At 66.1% G+C, this 21,852-nt stretch carries 19 protein-coding genes; 9 read left to right on the forward strand and 10 right to left on the reverse strand.

Annotated features, from left to right (window positions below):
- Positions 1-29: 29 nt before the first annotated feature.
- Positions 30-1,337, reverse strand: a complete 1,308-nt coding sequence (locus tag HU760_RS17405; protein ID WP_186679397.1) for a dicarboxylate/amino acid:cation symporter — start codon at positions 1,335-1,337, stop codon at positions 30-32.
- 72 nt (positions 1,338-1,409) lie between these two features.
- Entirely contained in the window at positions 1,410-2,489 is a 1,080-nt protein-coding gene (locus tag HU760_RS17410) for a 4-oxalomesaconate tautomerase (RefSeq protein ID WP_186679401.1), read from the reverse strand.
- A 146-nt stretch (positions 2,490-2,635) separates the two neighbouring features.
- Between HU760_RS17410 and HU760_RS17415 the strand changes: the two genes are divergently transcribed.
- On the forward strand, positions 2,636-3,529 hold the full coding sequence (locus tag HU760_RS17415; RefSeq protein WP_170029032.1) for a LysR family transcriptional regulator: 894 nt from the start codon (positions 2,636-2,638) through the stop codon (positions 3,527-3,529).
- Between the two features lie 60 nt (positions 3,530-3,589).
- Here the strand turns inward: HU760_RS17415 and tcuB are convergent, their stop codons facing one another.
- The 5 genes from tcuB to HU760_RS17440 all read right to left on the reverse strand — a co-directional run bounded on the left by tcuB (position 3,590) and on the right by HU760_RS17440 (position 8,530).
- The gene (gene tcuB / locus HU760_RS17420) at positions 3,590-4,771 is read right to left on the reverse strand and encodes a tricarballylate utilization 4Fe-4S protein TcuB (protein WP_186679411.1); all 1,182 of its coding nucleotides are present in this window, start codon (positions 4,769-4,771) and stop codon (positions 3,590-3,592) included.
- Positions 4,752-6,206 carry an FAD-dependent tricarballylate dehydrogenase TcuA gene (gene tcuA / locus HU760_RS17425; protein WP_186679413.1) on the reverse strand — a complete coding sequence of 485 codons (1,455 nt, stop codon included), beginning with the start codon at positions 6,204-6,206 and terminating at the stop codon, positions 4,752-4,754. Before tcuA ends, tcuB begins: the two co-directional genes overlap by 20 nt.
- 145 nt (positions 6,207-6,351) lie before the next feature.
- On the reverse strand, positions 6,352-7,272 hold the full coding sequence (locus HU760_RS17430; RefSeq protein ID WP_186679415.1) for a LysR family transcriptional regulator: 921 nt from the start codon (positions 7,270-7,272) through the stop codon (positions 6,352-6,354).
- A gap of 62 nt (positions 7,273-7,334) precedes the next feature.
- Positions 7,335-7,748 (reverse strand): cupin domain-containing protein, encoded by a 414-nt coding sequence (locus HU760_RS17435; protein ID WP_170029028.1) that lies wholly within the window; start codon positions 7,746-7,748, stop codon positions 7,335-7,337.
- A gap of 38 nt (positions 7,749-7,786) precedes the next feature.
- A complete protein-coding gene (locus tag HU760_RS17440) occupies positions 7,787-8,530 on the reverse strand; it encodes an SDR family oxidoreductase (protein ID WP_186679417.1) in 744 nt (247 codons plus the stop codon).
- Between the two features lie 243 nt (positions 8,531-8,773).
- On the opposite strand from HU760_RS17440, the gene HU760_RS17445 reads away from it, so the two are divergent.
- Positions 8,774-10,339, forward strand: coding sequence for a winged helix-turn-helix domain-containing tetratricopeptide repeat protein (locus tag HU760_RS17445; RefSeq protein ID WP_186679419.1), 1,566 nt, complete (start codon positions 8,774-8,776; stop codon positions 10,337-10,339).
- Between the two features lie 29 nt (positions 10,340-10,368).
- Here the strand turns inward: HU760_RS17445 and HU760_RS17450 are convergent, their stop codons facing one another.
- Positions 10,369-10,926 (reverse strand): GNAT family N-acetyltransferase, encoded by a 558-nt coding sequence (locus HU760_RS17450; protein WP_186679421.1) that lies wholly within the window; start codon positions 10,924-10,926, stop codon positions 10,369-10,371.
- Positions 10,927-11,006: 80 nt separating this feature from the next.
- On the reverse strand, positions 11,007-12,152 hold the full coding sequence (locus HU760_RS17455; protein WP_186679423.1) for a sensor histidine kinase: 1,146 nt from the start codon (positions 12,150-12,152) through the stop codon (positions 11,007-11,009).
- A 241-nt stretch (positions 12,153-12,393) separates the two neighbouring features.
- On the opposite strand from HU760_RS17455, the gene HU760_RS17460 reads away from it, so the two are divergent.
- Entirely contained in the window at positions 12,394-13,254 is an 861-nt protein-coding gene (locus HU760_RS17460; RefSeq protein WP_186679424.1) for a CAP domain-containing protein, read from the forward strand.
- Positions 13,255-13,320: 66 nt separating this feature from the next.
- Here HU760_RS17460 and HU760_RS17465 read toward each other — a convergent pair whose 3' ends face one another.
- Positions 13,321-14,616, reverse strand: coding sequence for a phospholipase effector Tle1 domain-containing protein (locus HU760_RS17465; protein WP_186679426.1), 1,296 nt, complete (start codon positions 14,614-14,616; stop codon positions 13,321-13,323).
- 228 nt (positions 14,617-14,844) lie between these two features.
- Between HU760_RS17465 and HU760_RS17470 the strand changes: the two genes are divergently transcribed.
- Genes HU760_RS17470 through HU760_RS17495 form a run of 6 tightly spaced genes read left to right on the forward strand, consistent with a single transcriptional unit; the run spans position 14,845 to position 21,676 of the window.
- Positions 14,845-15,804 carry an AAA family ATPase gene (locus tag HU760_RS17470; RefSeq protein ID WP_186679428.1) on the forward strand — a complete coding sequence of 320 codons (960 nt, stop codon included), beginning with the start codon at positions 14,845-14,847 and terminating at the stop codon, positions 15,802-15,804.
- Positions 15,805-15,808: 4 nt separating this feature from the next.
- Entirely contained in the window at positions 15,809-16,753 is a 945-nt protein-coding gene (locus HU760_RS17475) for a DUF58 domain-containing protein (RefSeq protein ID WP_170029014.1), read from the forward strand.
- A 13-nt stretch (positions 16,754-16,766) separates the two neighbouring features.
- Positions 16,767-17,261: a DUF4381 domain-containing protein gene (locus HU760_RS17480; RefSeq protein WP_186679430.1), complete on the forward strand. Its 495-nt coding sequence runs from the start codon at positions 16,767-16,769 to the stop codon at positions 17,259-17,261.
- Positions 17,254-18,330: a vWA domain-containing protein gene (locus HU760_RS17485; protein WP_186679432.1), complete on the forward strand. Its 1,077-nt coding sequence runs from the start codon at positions 17,254-17,256 to the stop codon at positions 18,328-18,330. The genes HU760_RS17480 and HU760_RS17485 overlap by 8 nt, the downstream gene beginning before the upstream one ends.
- Positions 18,327-20,045, forward strand: coding sequence for a tetratricopeptide repeat protein (locus tag HU760_RS17490; protein WP_186679445.1), 1,719 nt, complete (start codon positions 18,327-18,329; stop codon positions 20,043-20,045). The genes HU760_RS17485 and HU760_RS17490 overlap by 4 nt, the downstream gene beginning before the upstream one ends.
- Positions 20,042-21,676, forward strand: coding sequence for a BatD family protein (locus HU760_RS17495; protein ID WP_186679448.1), 1,635 nt, complete (start codon positions 20,042-20,044; stop codon positions 21,674-21,676). Before HU760_RS17490 ends, HU760_RS17495 begins: the two co-directional genes overlap by 4 nt.
- Positions 21,677-21,852: the final 176 nt, after the last annotated feature.

Here is a 21,852-nt window from a genome sequence, read left to right on the forward strand (position 1 = left end):
TGGTCGACAAAGGTTCAGGGCACCGCGGTTCAGCCGTGACGACGCGGCTCGACGGTCCATTCAGGTGTTTGCGCAACCGGACTGGCCGGCGCTTCGCCATTCAGGCGGCGCTGCAGGGTCTCGCGGTCACAGGCGTTTTCCGACAGCGACACCACCACCGTTGCCACCGCGTTGCTGGCAAGGCTGGTCAGGGCACGGGCTTCCGACATGAAGCGGTCGATGCCGATCAGCAGGGCCAGGCCGGCCAGGGGGATGTCATGGATCACGGTCAGGGTCGAAGCCAGCGCCACGAAGCCGCTGCCGGTCACGCCTGCGGCGCCCTTGGACGACAGCAGCATGATCGCCAGCATGGTGACCACCTGGCCCAGGCTCAGGTCGATGTTGCAGGCCTGGGCGATGAACACCGCGGCCAGTGACAGGTAGATGGCGGTCCCGTCCAGGTTGAACGAGTAGCCGGTGGGCAACACCAGGCCGACCACGCCCTTCTTGCAGCCCAGTTTCTCCAGTTTCTCGAGCATGCGCGGCAACACCGGCTCGGTCGAGGACGTGCCCAGCACTACCAGGAACTCTTCGCGGAAGTAGCGCAGCAGCTTCCACAGGCTGAAGCCATGGGCACGGCAGATGCCCCCCAGCACCACCAGGACGAAGAATGCGCAGGCGATGTACAGCGTACCCACCAGCTTGGCCAGCGAACCGAGCGAGGTGATGCCGTACTGGCCAACGGTGAACGCCAGCGCACCGAAGGCACCGACCGGGGCGAAACGCATCAGGTAGCCGAAGATACGGAACACCATGGTCGATGCCGACTCCAGCACATCCAGTACCGGCTTGCCCTTCTCGCCCATCGACGACAGGGCGAAACCGCTGAGCACGGCAATGAACAGCACCGGCAGCACCTCACCCTTGTTGAACGCACCGATGAAGGTGTCCGGGATGATGTGCATGAAGAAGTCCACCACGCTCAGCTTGGCAGCCGACGCGGTGTACTGGCTGAGGCCGGCGGTGCTCAGGGTGGCCGGGTCGATGTTCATGCCGACGCCGGGCTTGAACAGGTACACCGCCGCCAGGCCGATCACCAGGCTGACCACGGTCAGGCCCAGGAACAGCAGCAGGGTCTTGCTCATCAGGCGCCCCAGGGAGCGCTTGTCGGTCATGCCGGCGATGCCGGTGACGATGGTGCAGAACACCACCGGGGCGATCATCATCTTGATCAGTTTGATGAACGCATCACCCAGCGGCTTCAGGGCCACCGCCTGTTGCGCCCAGAAATGGCCGACCACCACGCCCAGCAGGACGGCGCAGAGGATCTGGAAGTACAGCGATTTGGCGAGTTTCATGTGGCATCACCCATTGTTGAAATTGTGCGGATGCGCTTGTTGCGAATGTGCAGGTCTGGATAACGCCTGGGCTTACCCCGCCAACCTGCGGAATGTAGGGGCGTAGACGAACCCTGAGAAGAGCCGCCGGGCGGTTCGCACCACCGAGGCCTGGATCGTCTTGCCATCGGCGCCGCTGCGCGACAGCGCGACATCGATGCCACCGCTCGGGTGTTCCAGGCGCACCTCGGTGAGTTGCCCGGCGCCCTCGCCCAGCAAGTCGCCGATCACCGTACCGGGGCTGACGCAGGCAGTCGCCAGCCCTACCGCGCCGGTGATGGCCAGGGCGCGATGGCAGTTGTGCGGCATGAAGTAGCGAACCTGCACGGTGCCGTCGTAGCGTGGTTTGGACACCAGCACCGGCTTGGGAATGACCATGCCACTGACATCACCCAGGCCCATGGCCTTGCCGGCCTTCAGGCGCAACGCCTCGAGGCGTGCGAGCAGCGCACCGTTGGCGTCGAGTTCGGCCGGGGTTTCCGAGCCGCTGACCCCCAGTTCGCTGGCTTGCACCACCATCATCGGCATGGCCATGTCGATGCAGGTGACGGGCACACCGTCGATCACGTCCTTGGCCTGGCCGGTGGGGAACAGCTTGCCGGTCTTGCTGCCGACCGCGTCGAGGAAGGTCAGGTGCACCGGGGCGGCAGTGCCCGGTACGCCATCGATCGCCGTGCGGCCTTCGTAGCGCACGATACCGCCGGGGGTTTCCACCAGCGAATTGACGAAGGTACCGGTGTTGAGGTTGCGAATACGCACCAGCGTCTTGCCGTCCTGGCCTTTGACCAGGCCTTGCTCGATGGCGAACGGCCCCACGGCACACAGCATGTTGCCGCAGTTGGGGGCAGTGTCGACCCGGCGCTGGGCGACCATGACCTGGACGAACAGGTAGTCGACGTCGGCGTCGGCATGCAACGACGGGCTGATGATGGCGACCTTGCTGGTCTGCGGGCTGCCGCCACCGATGCCGTCGATTTCCAGTTCGTGACCGGAGCCCATCAGGTTGATCAGCAATTCGTCGCGCTCGACCACATTGGCAGGCAGGTCCCAGGCGTGAAAGAACGGCCCCTTGGAGGTGCCGCCGCGCATGAGTACGCAAGGAATTCGTTGCATGATTTCGCACTCTTGTTGATCAATGGACATCATTGATGCTGTGAACAAAAGAGTGACAGGGATGGATAAATCAATCCAATGCAAATATCGTAGTCATTATTGCTTTTCACAAAACAATCCTCCGTCGTACGGGCTGTGGTTTATTTATGGAATATGAGCTGCAAGACATCCGATCTTTCGTGAAAATCGCCGAACTCGGCAGCTTCCATGAAGCCGCCGAAGCACTGCACTTGTCGCAACCGGCCCTGAGTCGGCGGATCAAGAAGCTGGAAGAAGGCCTGGGTACATCGTTGCTGGAACGCACCACCCGTCGGGTCAGCCTGACCAGTGTCGGGCGCGACTTCCTGCCCAAGGCCAGGCGGCTGCTGGATGATTTCGAGGACTCGATCCTCAGCATCCGCGAGCTGGCTGAGCGCCAGACCGGCCAGGTCACCCTCGCCTGCATTCCCACGGCCGCGTTCTACTTCCTGCCGTCGGTGATTCGCGACTACAACGAGCAGTACCCGAAAATCCGTATCCGCCTGCTCGACCTCAGCGCCAATGATGGGCTGGAAGCCGTGCTGCGCGGCGAAGCCGACTTCGGCATCAACATGATGAGCGGGCAACACCCGGACATCGAATTCGTCTCGCTGGTGCAGGAGCACTTTGTCCTGGCCTGCCGGCGTGACCACAAACTGGCGGGGCGTGAGGCCGTTACCTGGACCGAGCTTGCCGACTACCGGCTGATTGGCGTCGGCCGCCTGAGCGGCAACCGCATGCTGCTCGACCACGCCCTCTCCGGCCTCAACCTGCGCCCCAAGTGGTTCTACGAGGTGCAGCACCTGTCCACCTCGCTGGGGATGGTCGAGGCCGGGCTGGGGGTATCCGCCATGCCCAGCCTGGCCATGCCCAGCGCCGACCATCCGACGCTGGTCAGCGTGCCGCTGATCGAACCCCAGGTAACGCGCACCCTGGGCCTGGTGTACCGGCGCGGGGCGTCGCTGTCGCCTGCCGCGGAAAAGTTCGTTTCGATCCTCCTGGAAAAGTGGCCCAACCGCTGAACGAGGGCGGCCACCAGGCCGATGCCCGACCCGGAAAAACACCAGCGTCGTGCCCATGCTTCAGTCCCCACCCAGGCCATGCGGGTCGGGCCGGCGTTTCTCGATGGCGAACTTCAGCAACGCGGCGCTGCGGAACAGGCCGTGGGCGAACTTGCCGTACGGCAGCGTGAGGAACAGCGCCATCACCGTGCCCAGGTGGATGGCCAGCAGAATGGCCATGGCCCCGCTGTCACGCAGCGCCAGCAGTGCCAGCCCGGTGACGCTGACCAGCAACAGCAGCAGGATGAAGGCCCGGTCCATCGGCCTTTGCCGAGCATCGCCGTGCTCCGGCGCCCGGCGCAGGTTCAGCGCCAGCAGCCCGACCGGGCCGATAACCAGGCCAGCCCCACCGACCGTGCCCAGCAGCACCGGCAGGCTCAGCACCGGGTAAGGCGCTGCCAGGCCGAGCAGGTAGTGATAACCGGTGGCGACCAGCGTGGCCGCGAAGCACAGCAGGAAGCCGTAGAAGGTCAGATGATGGAAGCGCCGACGCCAGAGCGTGTAGCGATCATCCTCATTGTTGCACCCCTGGCCATGCCCTCCGTCGAGGTACTTGAGTGTCAGTACTGCCGCCGATGCCTCGAACACAGCGCCATCGGCCGGCGCTGCCTGGCGCTCGGCGGGCGAAACCTGGCGCCAGAAGCGCCGCACCGCCACCGCCAGCGCCACACCGGCAAGGCTGAAGACGCTACCGAACAACAGCGCCAGGGTGTTGTGCGGGAACACCGCATAGAAGTCACCCGCCAGCCGACCCGGCAGCAAGGTGCCATTGACCGCCAGGGCCAGCAGCAAGAACAGCGACAGTGCCACGGCCAGCGCGCCGGCGACATAGGCGCCATTGTGCCGGTACAACCGGCCGAACGCCGCCGGCCAGGCATAGTCGGCATAGGTCTGGCCGCGCACCTTGGCCATGGCCTGTGGCACGTTGACGGCGAACTCATGGGGCGCGGCGTACTGGCAGGCGTGCAGGCAGGCACCGCAGTTGTGGCACAGGTTGGCCAGGTAATGAATATCGGCCTTGCCGAAGTTCAGCCGGCGGGTCATCGCCGGGAACACGGCGCAAAACCCTTCACAATAGCGACAGGCGTTGCAGATGCTCATCTGCCGCTGCACTTCCTGTTCGTCCAGATTCAGCAACGGGATCAGTTCGGCGCCGCTTGCGGCAGGCTGGTACTGGCGGGGTTCAGGCAGTTGCGCGGTCATGGCGGGCCTCGTCTGGGGATGAAATGCGCTCGGCAGCGGCAGCGGCGCGGGTGCCGGCAATACGGCCGAAGGCGGTGCCGATGGACATGCCGACACCGGCGGTGTAGCCCTTGCCGAGTACGTTGCCGGCCATCATTTCACCGGCCACGAACAGGTTCGGGCTGCGCCGACCGGCGAAGTGCACGGCGGCGCTCTCGTCGGTGCGCAGGCCCAGGTAGGTGAAGGTGACACCAGGGCGCAACGGGTAGCCGTAGAACGGCGGCGTATCGATGGGCAGGGCCCAGTGGCTCTTGGCGGGGGCGATGCCGACGGTGTGGCAGTCGTCCAGCCGGGTATGGTCGAAGGTGCCAGGTTGGCAGGCCTGGTTGTAGGCCTGCACGCTGTCCACGAAGGCCGCCGGCGGCAGCCCAAGCAGGCCCGCCAGTTCTTCCAGGGTATTGGCGGCGGTGCCCGGAAACACCGGCGGCATGAACCGGCCCAGGGCCTTCTGGTCGATGATGGAAAACCCGACCTGGCCCGGCTGATGGGCCACCAGGCGCCCCCAGATCGCGTAGCGTTTGGGCCAGAAGTCTTCGCCCTCATCGTAGAAGCGCCGCCCGTCGCGATTGACCACCACCCCCAGCGACACGCAGTCGATGCGGGTGCAGATGCCGCCGTCGTAAAGGGGCGCGCGCGCATCGATGGCCACCATGTGTGCCTGGGTCGGGTCACCGATGGTGTCGGCGCCCAGGTCGATCATGCGCCGCAGCAGCACGCCGTCATTGAAGCGGGTACCACGCACCAGGAAGTTGTCCGCCGGCCATTCGCCGCGTTCGTTCTGCCCCCAGGCCTCACGCAGCCAGCGGCGGTTGGATTCGAAGCCACCGGCGGCCAGCACGCAGCTGCGCGCCTGGATACGTTCGGCCGGCAACTGCCGCCCGCCCACCTCGCGCGGCGGCACATGAGCGGCCACGAAGCGGTCGCCCTGCAGCTCGATGTCGCACACCGGGGTGTCGTAGCGAACCTGCACGCCGAGGCGTTCGGCGCTGCGGAAATAGGCATTGACCAAGGCCTTGCCGCCGCCCATGAAAAACGCATTGGTACGCGCCGTGTGCAAGGCCCCGGACAACGACGGCTGGAAATGCACACCGTGGCGCCGCATCCAGTCGCGGCAATCGGACGACTCCCTGATCACCAGCCGCGCCAGTTTTTCGTTGGTCTGGCCGTCGGTGACCTTCAGCAGGTCTTGCCAGAACTCTTCTTCCGGGTATGCATCGACCAGTACATCCTGGGGTGCATCGTGCATGCACCGCAGGTTGCGGGTGTGTTGCGAGTTGCCACCACGCCAGGCACGCGGCGCGGCCTCCAGCAGCAGCACGCTGGCGCCGGCCTCACGCGCCATCAACGCAGCGCACAGGGCGGCATTGCCACCGCCAATGACAAGCACATCGATCATTTTGCCTCCAGGTCTCGAGGAGCCAGAACGGTCGGTGTGCTCCTCGCGGACCACGGAATCTAATGACACCGTGCGGGTGACGAAACGCGATCAGCGGGGGTAGGTGTTCAGTTTTTCTAAAGGGTGGCGGGGCGGCACGCCCCCGTCAGAGCAGGCGCGCCCCTGGCCATTGGTCTTGGGCGACTAGGTCGCGGGCCACCTCATGCAGCACGATCCGGGTGGCCAGCGCAGCTGGCGAGAGTTCGTCCTCACTCAGGCTCACCACCAGGTTGCGGCGCTGCGCCTGGGCATCGTCGATGGCGAATACTCGCACGCCAGCCTGGGCTGCCCGGGCTACCGCGGCACCGGGCTGCAGGGTGGCGGCGTGACCCGCCGCCACGCAATCCATGAGCAGCGACAAGCCGTCGACCTCCATGACGATGTCGGCTTCCAGCCCGGCCCGGGCCAGGATCGCCTGCAACGTCGAGCGCAGGCCGTGCTGGGTACTGGGCATTACCAGCGGCAGGGTGGCGATCTGCTGCAGGGTCAGCGCTTCGCCCCAGCCCTCCTGCACCAGGCGCTGCGGCACCAGGGCGAACAAGCGCTCCTGCAGCAGCGGGCGCACCTCCAGCCGCGCCCCCGCTTCCACCTGGAACAATACCGCCAGGTCCAGGTGCCGGGCGTTGAGCTGGCTCACCAGATAGCCCGAGAGCATTTCCACCAGGTGCAGGTGGATATCCGGATAACGCTGGCGCATCCGCTCGATCAGGGCCAGGCCCAGCACCGATGCGCTGGTCGGCGCCAGGCCGACGCTGACGTAGCCGCTCATGCGCCCGCTCTGCGCCGCCAGCATGGCGTGCTCGGCCTGGCGCAGCGCCAGCCGGGCGTGGTATTCGAAGGCCAGGCCCGCCGCCGTCGGCGTAACGCCGGTACTCGAGCGGGTCAGCAGGCGGGTGCTCAGCTCGCTTTCCAGCTTCGACAGCTGCTGGCTCAGGGCGGACGCGCCCACCCCGAGCTCGAGCGCGGCCCTGCCCAGGCTGCCGTGCTCCAGCACACTCAAAAAGTAGCGAAACTGGCGTAACTCCACATTGACCTCGCGATGCCCCTGCCCTGCCCGCATTGTACGCAGGATCGGCGCCTGTCCGCGGCCTACTTGTCGCTCGGGGTGACCAGTACCGTCTCGTTGCTGTCGAGCACGAACACCGCCATCAGCTTGGCAGGCTTGCTGTCGCTGGCGTTGGCGCTGACGCCATGGAACGCACCCGGGGCTTCGTACCAGTTCTCGCCGGGCTTGTAGACCTTGGCCGGCTCGCCATTGACGCTGCTGCGTACTTCGCCTTCGAGCACGGTGGCGTAGATGAAAGCCGAATTCGGGTGGCGGTGCGCAGGTGACGCAGCGCCCGGCGCATAATCGACGATGACCCCGCGCATGCTCTTGCCTGGCACGTTAGGCAGCGGCTTGTCGAACACCACCGTGACCTTGCTCAGCGGGCGTTCGGCGGCGATTGCCGGGGTGATGGCCAGCACGCTGAACGCGGCGGCCAGGAGAGTGCGATTGAACATGCTGATGCTCCTTGGTTAACGGGTGGGGGCTGGGCGGCTCACTGGCGCGCCAGCCAGTCTTCGAAACGGATGGCGCCAAGCCGCGCGCCGCTGCCGGGGGTGAGTGCCTTGTCGTCGAGCTCGGCGCCGAAATAGCGAGCGTGCACGTCGGCCACCACCTTGCGGCTGTCGCCACGCAGGCGCAGGAAGCGGCGCACCAGCTCGTCCATCGGCAGCGCCTCTGGCCCGGCCACTTCCAGCGTAGCGTTGGCCGCAGGTGCCAGGGCCACGTCGATCAGCGCCGCCACCACGTCGTCGGAAGCCAGCGGCTGGAACAGCGCCGGCGACAGGTGGACTTCCTCACCGACAGTACCCGCCTGGGCGATGCCTTCGACGAACTCGAAGAACTGCGTGGCCCGCAGCACGGTGTACGGCAGCGCCGAGTCCTTGATCAGCGCCTCCTGGGCGACCTTGGCGCGGAAGTAGCCGTTGTCCGGCAGCCGTTCGGTACCGACGATCGACAACGCCACATGATGCTTCACCCCGGCGGCTTTCTCGGCTGCCAGCAGGTTGCGCGTGGAGGTCTCGAAGAAGTCCAGCACCGCCTGGTCCTCCCAGGACGGGGCGTTGGCCACGTCCACCACCACATCCGCACCATCCATCGCCTCGGCCAGGCCCTGGCGGGTGATGCTGTTGACCCCGGTGCTCGGCGCTGCCGCGACGGCCTGGTGGCCGCGCTCACGCAGGCCGTTGACAAGCTTCGAACCAATGAGGCCTGTGCCTCCGATGACCACGATTTTCATTGGGGCTGTCTCCACATGCACGACCGCAACCATTGCCGTCGTCTGGCTGCAGCATGCGCCGCCTGGCACAGCGAGTCCTTGTTCGCGGGCTGGATTTGCCTCCACGCAGGCTTTAATTTGCGTCCAAACTATTCAAACCGAGCGCAGGCCAGTACTGCCGCCTGGGCGGCTGCCGTATCATCGAGCGAAACCTGAAACCAGGCGCCTCGGCCACCAGGCCCAGGGCGTGCGAGGGATGCCCACGTGCCATTCGTGTTTGACGACTATCAGCTCGACGAGCAGCGCCGGGAACTGACCCGCCAGGGCCAGGCCGTGGCCATCGGCCCGCAGGTGTTCGACCTGCTGGTACAACTGGTCAGCCACCGCGACCGGGTGCTGGGCCGCGACGAATTGCTGGCACGGGTGTGGAACGGCAAGGTGGTCTCCGAATCGACCATCACCAGCCACATCAATGCCCTGCGCAAAGCTATCGGCGACTCCGGCGAGGAACAACGGCTGCTGCGTACCGTGGCGCGCAAGGGCTATCGCTTCGTCGGCGAGGTCCGTGAACCAGCCACCGGCCCAACGCAAGCTGCGGCCGAAACGGCGCCGGCGCCCAGCGGGCCTGCGCTGCCGGACAAGCCGTCGATCACCGTGCTGCCGTTCCACAACCTCAGCGGTGACCCCGAGCAGGACTATTTCGCCGACGGCATGGTCGAGGACATCATCGCCGCCCTGTCACGCATCCGCTGGCTGTTCGTCATCGCCCGCAACTCCAGCTTCACCTTCAAGGGCCAGCCCATCGACGTGCAGCAGGTGGGCCAGGCCCTGGGCGTGCGCTATGTACTCGAAGGCAGCGTGCGCCAGGCCGGCCAGCGGCTGCGCATCACCGGCCAGCTGATCGACGCCAGCAGCGGCGAGCACCTGTGGGCCGAGCGTTTCGAAGGGTCGCTGGATGATGTGTTCGAGTTGCAGGACCAGGTCACGGAAAGCGTGGTAGGGGCGATCGCGCCACAGCTGGAGCGGGCCGAGATCGAGCGGGCCAAACGCAAGCCTACCGCCGACCTTGGCGCCTACGATTTCTACCTGCGCGGCACGGCCAAGCTGCACCACGGCACCCGCGAGGCGATCGCCGAGGCGTTGACGCTGTATTACCACGCCATCGAGCGCGACGCGGAATTCGCTTCGGCGTATGGCATGGCCGCATGGTGCTACTTCTGGCGCAAGCTCAATGGCTGGATGGACAACCGCACCGAGGAGATCGCCGAGGGCGCCCGGCTCGCCCGCCTTGCCGTGGCGCTGGGGCGTGACGATGCCGTGGCCCTGACCCGCGGTGGCCATGCCCTTGGCCATCTGGCCGGCGACCTGGACGGAGCCATCGCCTTGCTCGATCGGGCACGCCTGCTCAACCCCAACCTGGCACCGGCCTGGTACCTGGGCGGGGTGTTGCGGGCACTGCGTGGCGAGACCCAGACTGCCATCGACAACCTCAGCCACGCCACTCGGCTGAGCCCGCTGGACCCGGAGATGTTTCGCATGCAGGTGGGTATGGCATTGGCGCACTTCTTTGCCGGGCGCCTGGATGAGGCGGTGGAGTGGGCGGAAAAATCCCTGGGCAACCTGCCCAACCTGCTGGTGGCGGTGGCCCTGGTGGCTGCCAGCCATGCCCTGAGCGGGCGGATGGACAGCGCCCACCGGGCCATGGCGCGCCTGCGCGAGCAAGATCCAGGATTACGCGTGTCGACCCTGCGTGAATGGTTGCCGATCTATCGCGATGAAGACCTGGCCCGGCTGGCCGAGGGCCTGCAACTGGCAGGGCTGCCAGTGTGACTGGAAAGCCGCTGACCAGGCTCAAGCCACTAGCGGCCTGGCTTCACGCTGCCCAGCCAGTCGCTGCGGGTCATTTCCCAGATCTCGACGCGCATTGGCCCGGAGACGAAATCGCCATCGCGTACCTCGACCAGGCGCATGCCTTCGTGCTCTGAAACCTTGCGAGACGCTTTGTTGGCAACCGCCTTGGGAACCCGCATGACAGGGCGCGACAAAGTCTCGAACCAATAAGCATTGATGGCCCGGCATGCTTCCCGCATATAGCCTTTGCCCCACCACTGCGGCGCCAGCCAGAATCCCCGGTTGTTTCCAGCCTGGTCATACAGGCTGATGCTGCCGATGGTGCGCTGGTCTTCGTCGCGCAGACGGATCATCCAGTGCCACTCTCGGCCGGCGGCCATCGCAGGCAGGGCGATATCACGCACATAGCTCAGCGCCCCGTCTGGCGGATATGGCCATGGCACGCGACGGTCAAGGTAGCGCACGATCTCCCATTGGGGGAACAACGCCTGTATTGCCTGGGCATCCTCCAATCGAAGCGGCGTCAGCAGCAGACGCTCTGTGAACAAGGCAGGAAGGCCATCCATGCTTTCGCTCCCGAATATCCCCAGCAATCGGAACGGCATGCCCGCGAACGCCGGCACAGCCGGTGCCAGGCACGGCGCCGTCAACCGGCAGACGTACCTGGCTCAAGAGGAAAGACAACCCTGAAGGTCGTACCCCGTTCTGCACTGGAAACGACCTCGATCGTGCCACCATGGCTGGTGACAATCTCGTTGGCAATGAACAAGCCAAGCCCCAGCCCATGCGGTTTTCCACCTTCGGCTTGGGCTGCCCGGGCCAAGCGTGCCTCGGGATTGAACAGGTCCGTCATGCGGTCTGGCGAAATGGGGTTGCCCCGGTTGTGAATCTCGATCACCGCGCAATTGTCCTCGCTCGCAAGCCGCACCAGGATCGGCAAGCGGGTATCGCCATGGCGTATGGCATTGTTGACCAGGTTCGACACCGCCTGTGACATGCGTGAGGGATCGAAGCTGGCCGGCAATGGCGCCGCCTGCTCCAAGCGCAGGTCTAGCTGTGGATGGGCCAGGCTGACTTCCTTGACGATAGCGTTACACAGTGCGCTGAGCTCATTCGGTTCACGCTGTATGGGTATGCCCAGGCTCAGATTGCATCGGGCCAGGTCGAGCAAATCGTTCACCAGGTCGTTGGCGCGCCCGACGCTCGCGTAGATCTGGGTGACCACGGTCTGTTCCCGGGGGCCCAGCTGTTGACTCTTGGCAAGCATACCGGCCCCCATGGTGATCGCTGTCAGTGGCGAGCGAAGATCATGGCCGAGCACCCCCAGCACCATCTTTCGTGTGGTCTCGACGGCCTTGCCATACGAAGCGATGGACTCGACCAGAGCCTGGTCGATGGCTTCGTTGAAGCGAATGATTTCCGTCACCCGCTCGGACTGGTCGACCGACGCTTCCTGCGAAAGCCACAGGCGCAGCACGCTTGATCGAAGGGCCCGGTACTCCGACACCATCTGGTCCATGCTGAAGCCATCCATCAGGCGCATCACCGCGTGGGTTTCTGCTGCAGTTTCGCTCGCCGACACCGGCGCCAGGCCCTGGGATTTGTCTATCTCCTGTTGTACGGTCTGGTGGGTTTGCATGTCCCGAGCCACGGCCAGGAGAATGTGCGCAGCATGGTTTCTCAGGCCCGATATGCTCAGTGCTTCCCTGGGCAGCTCAACCGTTCGGGCGAAGTCCTCCCAAGCCTGGAGGATCCTTTCCATCTGCTGAATGATGAACGTAGACAACCGCATGCAGTCATTCCTCCGCTGCTTGACCAGGGCAGTTTTCGATTGGGTGGGATAAGCGTAGCGCTGCAAAGCCCGGTTTTCGAGCCGAGCACCACCCGCCTGGCGCTTGTAGTGCTACCGCCTGGCAGTTTCTCGGCAGGTAGAAATGTACTGCTTGCTCGTGAACCAGTGTCGGGTGGCGCAGTCATAGCCGGGGCCTTTTTTATCGGCCTCACTGCCCCCCCTCTGCCGAGCTGTCTGCCCCATGCGCCAAGCTGCCCGCTGCTCCCGCCTTGTCTCGCTCTGCCTGTTGCCGCTCCTGCCGCTGTTGACCAACCCCGCCCATGCCAGCGGGGAACGCCAGCTGGTGGCCGCGATCAACGACTACCGCGCCCAGCCACAGCGCTGCGAGCGGCGCCTGGTTCGGGTCTCGACGCCGCTGGCGATGAAGGCAAACCTGGCGCTGCCGATCGGCTACGGTGGTGGCTTGCGCGACGGCTTGAAGGCGGTTGGCTATCAGGCAGTGAAGGTGCGGGCTATCCGCCTGGTTGGTGCGCACGATGCCGAGGAGGCCTTCGACATGCTGCGCAGCGACTACTGCGCTGCGTTGCTCGATAGCCAGTATGCCGACATTGGCGTGCGGCGGGCCCGCAATGAGTGGCAGGTGGTGCTGGCGCGCCCCTTGCTGGATGCGCGTCTCGGCGACCGGCGCAGCACTGGCCAGGCGTTGCTGGCCCAGGTCAACGCTGCCCGGGCCAAGCCGCGCCTGTGCGGGCGCCAGCGCTTCGCCGCCGCACGCCCGTTGACCTGGAACACTGCCCTGGGCGCGGCTGCACAGCGCCATAGCCGGGCGATGGCCAACGAAAACTTCTTCGCCCACCGCGACCTCGACGGTGACCTGCCGGCAGACCGGGCGCGGGATGCCGGCTACCGGGGGCGCCAGATCGGCGAGAACATCGCCGCCGGGCAGGGCTCAGCGAGCAAGGCGATGGCAGGCTGGCTGGCCAGCCCGGGGCATTGCGCCAACCTGATGAACCCGATGTTCACCCAGGTGGGGGCCGCCGTGGCGGAAAATTCGCGGAGCGATGACGGGGTTTACTGGACGATGCTGTTTGGCGCGCCTTGACAGTGGGAGCGGGATCACCCGCGAACAACGGCGCAGGCGGTGGCAGGCAAACCCACTCCTGCAGTCTCATGCGACCGGGTTGGGATGCGCTACTCGCCCGCCCACCCCGGGCCGATTGACGAACAACACATCCAGCACACTGCCATGCAACCCCTTCAGCGCATTCCAGTTCGCCGACGCATGTATGTACCTGTGACGCAACAGCTGCTCCTCCTCCACCGTCAACCCCGGCTGTTGCCGGTCGCCCATGGCAAAGGCATGCAACTTGCGGCTGATCTCCAGCAACTCCTCCGGCAACCGATGCTCGGTCTGCCCGCCCAATGGCGCCAACGGCACCCCCGCCCGCACCGCCAGTTCGCGCATGATGCTCAGGTATACCCGAGATAGCTGCCCCGCCACCTGCCGTTCACGGTATACCGCCGCATACACCTGCTTTTGCGCCCCATCCAGCCGGTCGCCAGCAACCGGCACCTCCCAGGCCAGCACCTGGCTCCCACGTGCCTCCGCCATCGAAGCCAGCAAGGCGTTCATCGTGGCATATACGCCTGTCTGCTCGGCGCGCACATCCCACGGCACGCGCTGTGATTGCGGTTTGCACAGCAGTACCTGCTCCTGCATGGTCTCCGGATAACCACCGCCGATGTTCGAGTGCACGCCCGGTAGCACAATGTCATGGCCACTGCACACCAGCGGGTAGTTGTGCCGCTGCTCGTCCCGCGCCACCAATTGCACCGTTTGCCGGGCAATGCCTGGCCCCAGCCCCAGGCGCAAGCTCGCGTAGCGGTCATCCGCCGGATCGAAGTCGCCCTGCAACGGCGCGACGATCCCCGCCACGGTGTCGAACAAGCCGATGAAATTGATCACCACCCGACAGGGCACCGGCATCAGCCGTTCTCCGCTGTCGTGCAGCAGGTTGGCCAGATGCCGGGCTGCCGCTGCCCCCCGACTGAAGCCGAACAGATCGAACTCGACGCGCTCCGGCCTGGCCTGTGGATGCGCCTGGCACCAGCCACGCAGTTGCTCGGCCACATCGGCCAGCGCCTCGGCTACCCGCGCCTCCACCCCCGTCGCGCCACTCCCGGTGGCAAACGCGTACATCTGGTCCGCCTCGCCCGCCAGGGTACCCACGCCTTCGACATAACGTTTCAGAAACGCCATGCGACCATCGCTCCCCTGCGCCGGGTACAGCGCATGCAACAGGGCCACATTGCTCAGTGCATTGGCATAACTGGCCCCCAAGCTCTCCAACGCCTCCACCTGCGCCACATTGTTCTGGTTGTTACCGGTACCATCGAAGAACACCCCAAACCGCAGGGCTACCGGGGACATGCATTCATTGTTACAGCTGTTCAGTACCATCATCGTGCTTCCTGCTTGCTGAAGAAGCACAAGCAAGCGCGAGCACGCTGCGGCGGAACATCAGCCAATGGCCAGCCATGATCCGGAAAATTCCGGACGTGCATGGCCCCCGGCAAGGATAAATTTCCCTGCCGCCATTGGTCGCCACCCCCCCGGATGGATTAAAGTATCAGCCCTTGCCAGGGCAGCTGCTTTCAGTTGCCTGCGGCCCCACACCAGGAACCGTCGCCGATGGAACACCGTGAAGCGCTGATCGCGCTGCGCACTTTTCTTTCTTCCCAGATCCTGGGCCAGGAAAAACTGGTCGAGCGACTGCTGATCGTGCTCCTGGCCGATGGCCACATGCTGGTCGAGGGCGCGCCGGGCCTGGCCAAGACCAAGGCCATCAAAGAGCTCGCCGAAGGCATCGAGGCGCAGTTCCATCGCATCCAGTTCACCCCCGACCTGCTCCCGGCCGATATTACCGGCACCGAGATCTACCGCCCGGAAACCGGCAGCTTCGTGTTCCAGCAAGGGCCGATCTTCCACAACCTGGTGCTGGCCGACGAAATCAACCGCGCCCCAGCCAAGGTGCAGTCGGCGCTGCTCGAAGCCATGGCCGAGCGCCAGGTCAGCGTGGGCCGCAGCACCTACGACCTGTCGCCGTTGTTCCTGGTCATGGCCACGCAGAACCCGATCGAGCAGGAAGGTACCTATCCGCTGCCCGAAGCCCAGCTTGACCGCTTCCTGATGCACGTGAAAATCGGCTTCCCCGACGCCGCGGTAGAACGGCGCATCCTGTTGCAGGCCCGAGGTGAAGCCCTGGGTGGCGAGACCAAGCCCGAGCGCCGGGTCAGCCAGCAGGCGATTTTTGCCGCCCGCAAGGAAATCCTCGGCCTGTACATGGCCGACGCGGTGGAGGAATACCTGGTGCAGCTGGTAATGGCCACCCGCACCCCGGCCAAGTTCGACACCGAGCTGGCCGACTGGATCGCCTACGGAGCCAGCCCACGCGGTTCCATTTCGCTGGACCGCTGCGCGCGCGCGCATGCCTGGCTGGCCGGGCGCGACTTCGTCAGCCCCGAGGACATCCAGGCGGTGCTGTTCGACGTACTGCGCCACCGCATCATCCTCTCGTTCGAGGCCGAGGCCGCCGGGATCGACCAGGACCGCGTGGTCCAGCGTATCCTCGACGTCGTCGCCGTTGCCTGAGCCCATGCCCACCGCTTCGCTGGCCGAACCCGGCATCCGTATCGGCCTTGCCGAGCTGATCGACATGCGCCACCGCGTGCGTGAAATCCAGCTGTTTTCCCGGCCCGGCCAGCGCAGCCCGCTGGTGGGCCTGCACCATTCCAAGCTGCGCGGGCGCGGCGTGGACTTCGATCAGGTGCGCGTGTACCAGGCCGGCGACGATGTGCGCAACATCGACTGGCGGGTCACCGCGCGCACCCAGGAACCGCACACCAAGCTGTTCCACGAAGAACGCGAACGGCCGATCTTCATCCTCGTCGAGCAGAGCCAACGGCTGTTCTTCGGCTCGGGGCTGATGTTCAAGTCGGTGCTGGCCGCCCAGGCTGCAGCGCTGTTCGGCTGGGCCGCGCTGGGCCACAACGACCGCATCGGCGGGCTGGTGTTCGGCGACAACGAACACCACGAAATCAAGCCGCGACGCAGCAAGCAGAGCCTGCTGCAGTTGCTCAACCGCCTGGCCAAGGTCAACCAGGCGCTGCACACCGAGGCCACCCCAGGCACAGACAGCCTGGGCCTGGCCCTGCGCCGCGCCCGCGAAGTGCTGCGCCCCGGCAGCCTGGCCATCATCATCTGCGACGAACGCTCGCTCACCGCCCAGGTGGAACAGCACCTGGCCATGCTCTCGCGCCATTGCGACCTGCTGCTGATGCCAGTATCCGACCCGCTCGACCACGCCCTGCCCGCCGCCGGCCTGTTGCGTTTTGCCCAGCGCAGTGCGCAACTGGAGCTCGACACCCTCGACGCCAACCTGCGCCAGGCGTACCGCCAGCAGGCCGAGGCGCGCATCGAGCGCTGGGAGCTGATGGCGCAGAAGCTGCGCGTGCTGCTGATGCCACTGAGCACCCAGAGCGAAATGATCGAGCAACTGCGCGAATACCTGAATGCCCAGCGGCCACGGAGCGCGTCATGAAGAGCAGTGGCCAATGAACCCGCTTGACCAACTGCAACCGCTGATCGCCCCGGCGCCGGTCGGCCTGTGGCCGCCGGCCCCTGGCTGGTGGGTGTTGCTGGCCGTGCTGCCGCTGCTGGCCTGGGGCCTGTGGCGGGTACGCCGCTGGCGCCCGGGCAAACGCCGCATCGTGCGCGCCGAGCAACCACTGGACCCGGTGCGGGTAGAGGCACTGGCCGAGCTGGCCCGCCTGCCGCGCCCCTATGACGGCGCCCCCGCTGGTGCCTGGCTGCAACAGATCAACGCATTGCTCAAGCGCCTGTGCCGCATCCACTACCCGGGGGCCAACAGCCATACCCTCAATGGCCGCCAGTGGCTGGCGTTTCTCGACAACCGCTGCCCGGCCGCCGGCCTGACCCGCTGGATGGTGCTGGTCGAAGGCGCCTACAAACCCGAGTGCAAGCTCGACGACAAAGCCATCGCCGGGCTCAGTCAAGCCGTCGAAACCTGGATTCGCAAGCATGTTTGAACTGGCCTGGCCGTGGGTCTTCGCCCTGTTGCCGTTGCCGTGGCTGGCCCGTCTGGTGCTGCCGGCCGCCGACAGCGGCGAGCCGGTGCTCAAGGTAGGCTTCCTCGACGAACTGGAAAGCCTGGCCGGGCGCCGCGCGCGGCTGAACCTGCCGACCTGGCGCCAGCAGGCACCGTTTGTCGTCATCTGGCTGTTGCTGTTGTGTGCCGCCGCACGCCCGCAGTGGCTGGGCGACCCGGTTCCGGTGGCCGCCAGCGGTCGTGACCTGCTGGTGGCGGTGGACGTGTCCGGGTCGATGGATTTCCCCGACATGCAATGGCAGAACGAAGAGATCAGCCGCCTCGACCTGGTCAAGGCGCTGCTCGGCGACTTTCTGCAGGACCGCGAAGGCGACCGCGTGGGCCTGATCCTGTTCGGCAGCCAGGCCTACCTGCAAGCCCCGCTCACCTTCGACCGGCGCACCGTACGGACCTTCCTCGACGAAGCCCAGATCGGCATCGCCGGCAAGAACACGGCGATCGGCGACGCCATTGGCCTGGCGGTCAAGCGCCTGCGCCAGCGCCCGGCACAAAGCCGGGTGCTGGTGCTGATCACCGACGGCGCCAACAACGGCGGGCAGATCCACCCACTGACCGCCGCCCGCCTGGCCGCGCAGGAAGGCGTGCGCATCTACACCATCGGCATCGGCGCCAACCCCGAAGCCAGTGGCACCCCAGGCCTGCTCGGCCTCAACCCGAGCCTGGACCTGGACGAAGCCTCGCTCAAGGAAATTGCCGAGATCACCCACGGCAGCTACTTCCGCGCGCATGACGGCGCCGAGCTGGACGCCATTGGCGACACCCTTGACCAACTTGAACCGGTAGCCCAGCAGCCGACCCAGTCGCGCACCGCCAAGGCCCTTTACGCCTGGCCGCTGGCCCTGGCGCTGCTGTTGAGCGTGCTGCTGGTGGTCGCCGTGCAATGGCCCGACAACCTGCTGCAGCGCGTGCTGCGTAAACCGCGCTTCCTGCAGCCGCACCCGGAGTGGCGCCAGCGCCTGAAGCGCCTGCGCCTGAGGAGGCGGCGATGACCGAACTGTGGCCTGAATGGTTGCGCCCGTTATGGCTGCTGGCTGTGCCCCTGCTTGGCTGGCTGCTGTACAAGCTATGGCACCGGCGCAAGCGCGCCGGGCGCTGGCAGATGATCCTGCCGCCAGCGTTTCATGGCGTGCTGCTCGGCGGTGGCAGTGGCAGCACCAGCAAGCTGCCGTGGGTGGCACTGGGCCTGGCCTGGGCGCTGGTGGTCCTGGCCCTGCTCGGGCCCAGCTGGCAGCGCGTGGAGGAAAGCCGCCAGCGCCCGGCCGACCCGCTGGTGATCCTGCTTGAACTGACCCCGCAGATGCTCGCCGAGGACAGCCCACCCAACCGCCTGGAACAGGCCCGGCGCAAGATCCTCGATGTGCTGGAGCACCGCCGCGACAGCCAGACTGCACTGGTGGTTTACGCCGGCTCGGCGCACACCCTGGTGCCGCTCTCCGACGACCTGGCGACCACCCGCAACCTGCTGGAGGCGATCGATCCGTCGATCATGCCCAAACCCGGCCAGCGCGCCGATCTCGCCGTGCAGAAAGGCCTTGCCCTGCTGGCCCAGAGCGGCCTGGGCCAGGGCCGCCTGCTGCTGATCGGTTCTTCGCTAAGTGCCCCGGAGCGCCAGGGTATCGCCCAGGCCCTTGGCCGCCAGGGCCCGAGCCTGCTGATGCTGGGCATCGGCAGCCGCGAAGGTGCGCCAGTGCGCCAGGCCAACGGCGAATACCTCAAGGACGACCAGGGCGGCATCCTCTTGCCACGGTTGGACAGCGCCAGCCTCAAGGGCTTCATCAGCGGCACCGGCGGGCGCTACCGGCATGCCCGGATCGACGACCTGGACCTGCGCGGCCTGGGCCTGTTCGACAGCCCGCGTGCCGGGCGCAGTGACGGCCAGACCTTGCAACTGGACAGCTGGGCCGACCAGGGTTATTGGCTGTTGCTGCCGCTGTTGCTGCTGGCCGCCTGTGCCGGCCGACGCGGCTGGCTGTTCTGCCTGCCATTGCTATTGGCCGTGCCACAACCCAGCTACGCCTTCGATTTCAATGACCTGTGGCTGCGTCCCGACCAGCAAGGCCAGCGCCTGCTCGAGCAGAACCGCCCGGCCAGCGCCGCGCGCCACTTCCACGACCCGCAATGGCGCGGCATGGCCCTGTACCAGGCCGGCGACTATGCCGCTGCCGCCGAAGCGTTTTCCCAGGGCGATACGGCCGCAGCCCACTACAATCGAGGCAATGCGTTGGCCCGCAGCGGCGAGTTGGAAGCTGCGCTGGACGCCTACGAACAGGCCCTGGAACGCCAGCCCGACCTGCAAGCGGCGCTGGACAACCAGGCGCTGGTGCAGCAACTGCTGCAACAGCGGGAGGCCAAGGCCGACCAGCAACCGGCCAGCAGCGACGCCCAGGGCACGCCCGGCAGCGAAACCGAAGGCAACAGCAGCTCGGCCAGCAGCCCGGCCCAAGGCAACCCCGGCGATGATGAACAGCCTGGCAGCGAACAGTCCGGTGAAGGCAGCGGCAACAGCCAGGCAGCTTCCGGCAACCAGGCAGGCGCAGATGACAGCGTGATCCAGCCGCCGCAGCGCCCGGTGTCAACCAGCCTTGATGCCGAACAGCGCCAGGCCCTGGAACAGTGGCTGCGCGAGATTCCCGACAACCCGGCCGAGCTGCTGCGGCGCAAATTCTGGTATGAACAGCAATTGCAACAGGAAAATCCACAATGAGTCGCTTCGGCGTCTTTCTACTCAGCCTGCTGTGGGCCGTGCTGGCCCAGGCAGAACCGCTGCTGCGAGCCAGTGTTGACCGAACCCGCCTGGAGGCCGGCGAAAGCCTGGAGCTGACCCTGGAAAGCCAGGACGTCACCGAATTTGGCAAGCCCGACCTGCGCGCGCTGGATAACGACTTCGAAGTACGCGGCACGCGCCAGCTGAACAGCCTGCACAGCCTTGATGGCGAAACCCGCGCCAGCACCCGCTGGATCATCACCCTGCTGCCACGGCGCAGTGGCAGCCTGCGCATCCCCGAGCTGCAACTGGGCCAGTCGCACAGCCAAGCCATCGAACTGCAAGTCCTGCAGGCCGACGCCAGCCGCCAGGACAGCGCCTCCCAGGTGTTCATCGAAGCGAGCCTCGACAGTTCCGATGTCTATGTCCAGGCCCAGGCCGTGCTGACCCTGCGCATCTACCACTCGGTGGCACTGTACGACGACAGCAGCCTGAGCCCGCTGCAACTGGAGAATGCCAAGGTCGAACCGCTGGGTGAATCGCGCACCTATGAAAAGGAAATCAACGGCGTACGCCATGGCGTGATCGAAACCCGCTATGCCATTTATGCCCAGCAGAGCGGCACCCTCGAGATACCGTCGTTGACGTTCACTGCCACCGCTGCCGCCAGCCCCGACGCTGCCTCGGCCGCCAACGGCACGGCCCGGGCCGGTCGCCAGGTGCAGGTCAGCTCGCTGCCATTGCGCCTGGCCGTACGGCCAATTCCGGCGGCGTGGCCCGCTGGCGTGCCGTGGCTACCGGCCCGTAGCCTGAGCCTGGAAGAGCACTGGAACCCCGACCCCGGCGACCAGCAGGTACAGATTGGCGACTCGCTGACCCGTAACATCACCTTGCGTGCCGAAGGCTTGTCCAGCACTCAGCTGCCACAGTTGCCGGCCACCGAAATCACCGGGCTGCGCCGTTACCCCGACCAGCCGCTGCTGCGCAACGAGATAGGCGAACGGGGCATGACCGCCAACCGTGAAGAACGCGAGGCGCTGGTGCCGACCCACAGCGGCGCACTGGCCCTGCCGGTACTGGAAGTAGCCTGGTGGAACACCCGCGAGGACCACCTGGAGCACAGCAGCCTGCCGGCGCGCGCACTCAACGTGCAGGACAACCCGGCACTGAGCGCCGACACCCCGGCGGGCGACAGCAGCAGCGCCAGCAGCCTGCTGTGGCCGTGGCAGCTGGCCACGTTGCTGTTTGCCCTGACCAGCGTGCTGGGCTTCGCCCTGTGGTGGCGCGCCCGTTCGCAACCGGCCGTGCTGCGCGCCGCGCAGACCGGGCCGAGCCCGCGTACCTTGCTGGATGACCTCAAGCGCGCGTGCCAGGCCAACGATCCCCAGGCCACCCGCCAGGCATTGGACGCCTGGGCCCGCCAACAGCCGGAAACCCTGGCCGAAATGGCCGCCCGGTTCGTGCCGTTGTCGGACGCGCTGGATGGCTTGAACGGGGCGCTGTACAGCGAGAGCGGGCAGTATTGGCAGGGTGAGGATCTGTGGCGGGCGATCGGTACCATTCCGCCGGCTGAGCAGGTGTTGTTGCCGGCTGGGGAAAACGGCAGCTTGCCACCGCTTTATCCCAAGTAATTGCTGCCTGCAGCCGTTCACGCCGCAAACGGGATCGCAGGGTTGCCAGGGGTTCGTCTAGGCAGGTTCAGCGCCTGCGAGATCGAGCGCCGCCCGCGCGGCGCATCGCGAGCTGCGCTCGCTCCTACGTTTGTTTCGGGCGAATTATTCCTGGGGGATTTGCGCGCGAACGCCTT

The sequence above is a fragment of the Pseudomonas oryzicola genome (assembly GCF_014269185.2).
Taxonomy (GTDB): domain Bacteria; phylum Pseudomonadota; class Gammaproteobacteria; order Pseudomonadales; family Pseudomonadaceae; genus Aquipseudomonas; species Aquipseudomonas oryzicola.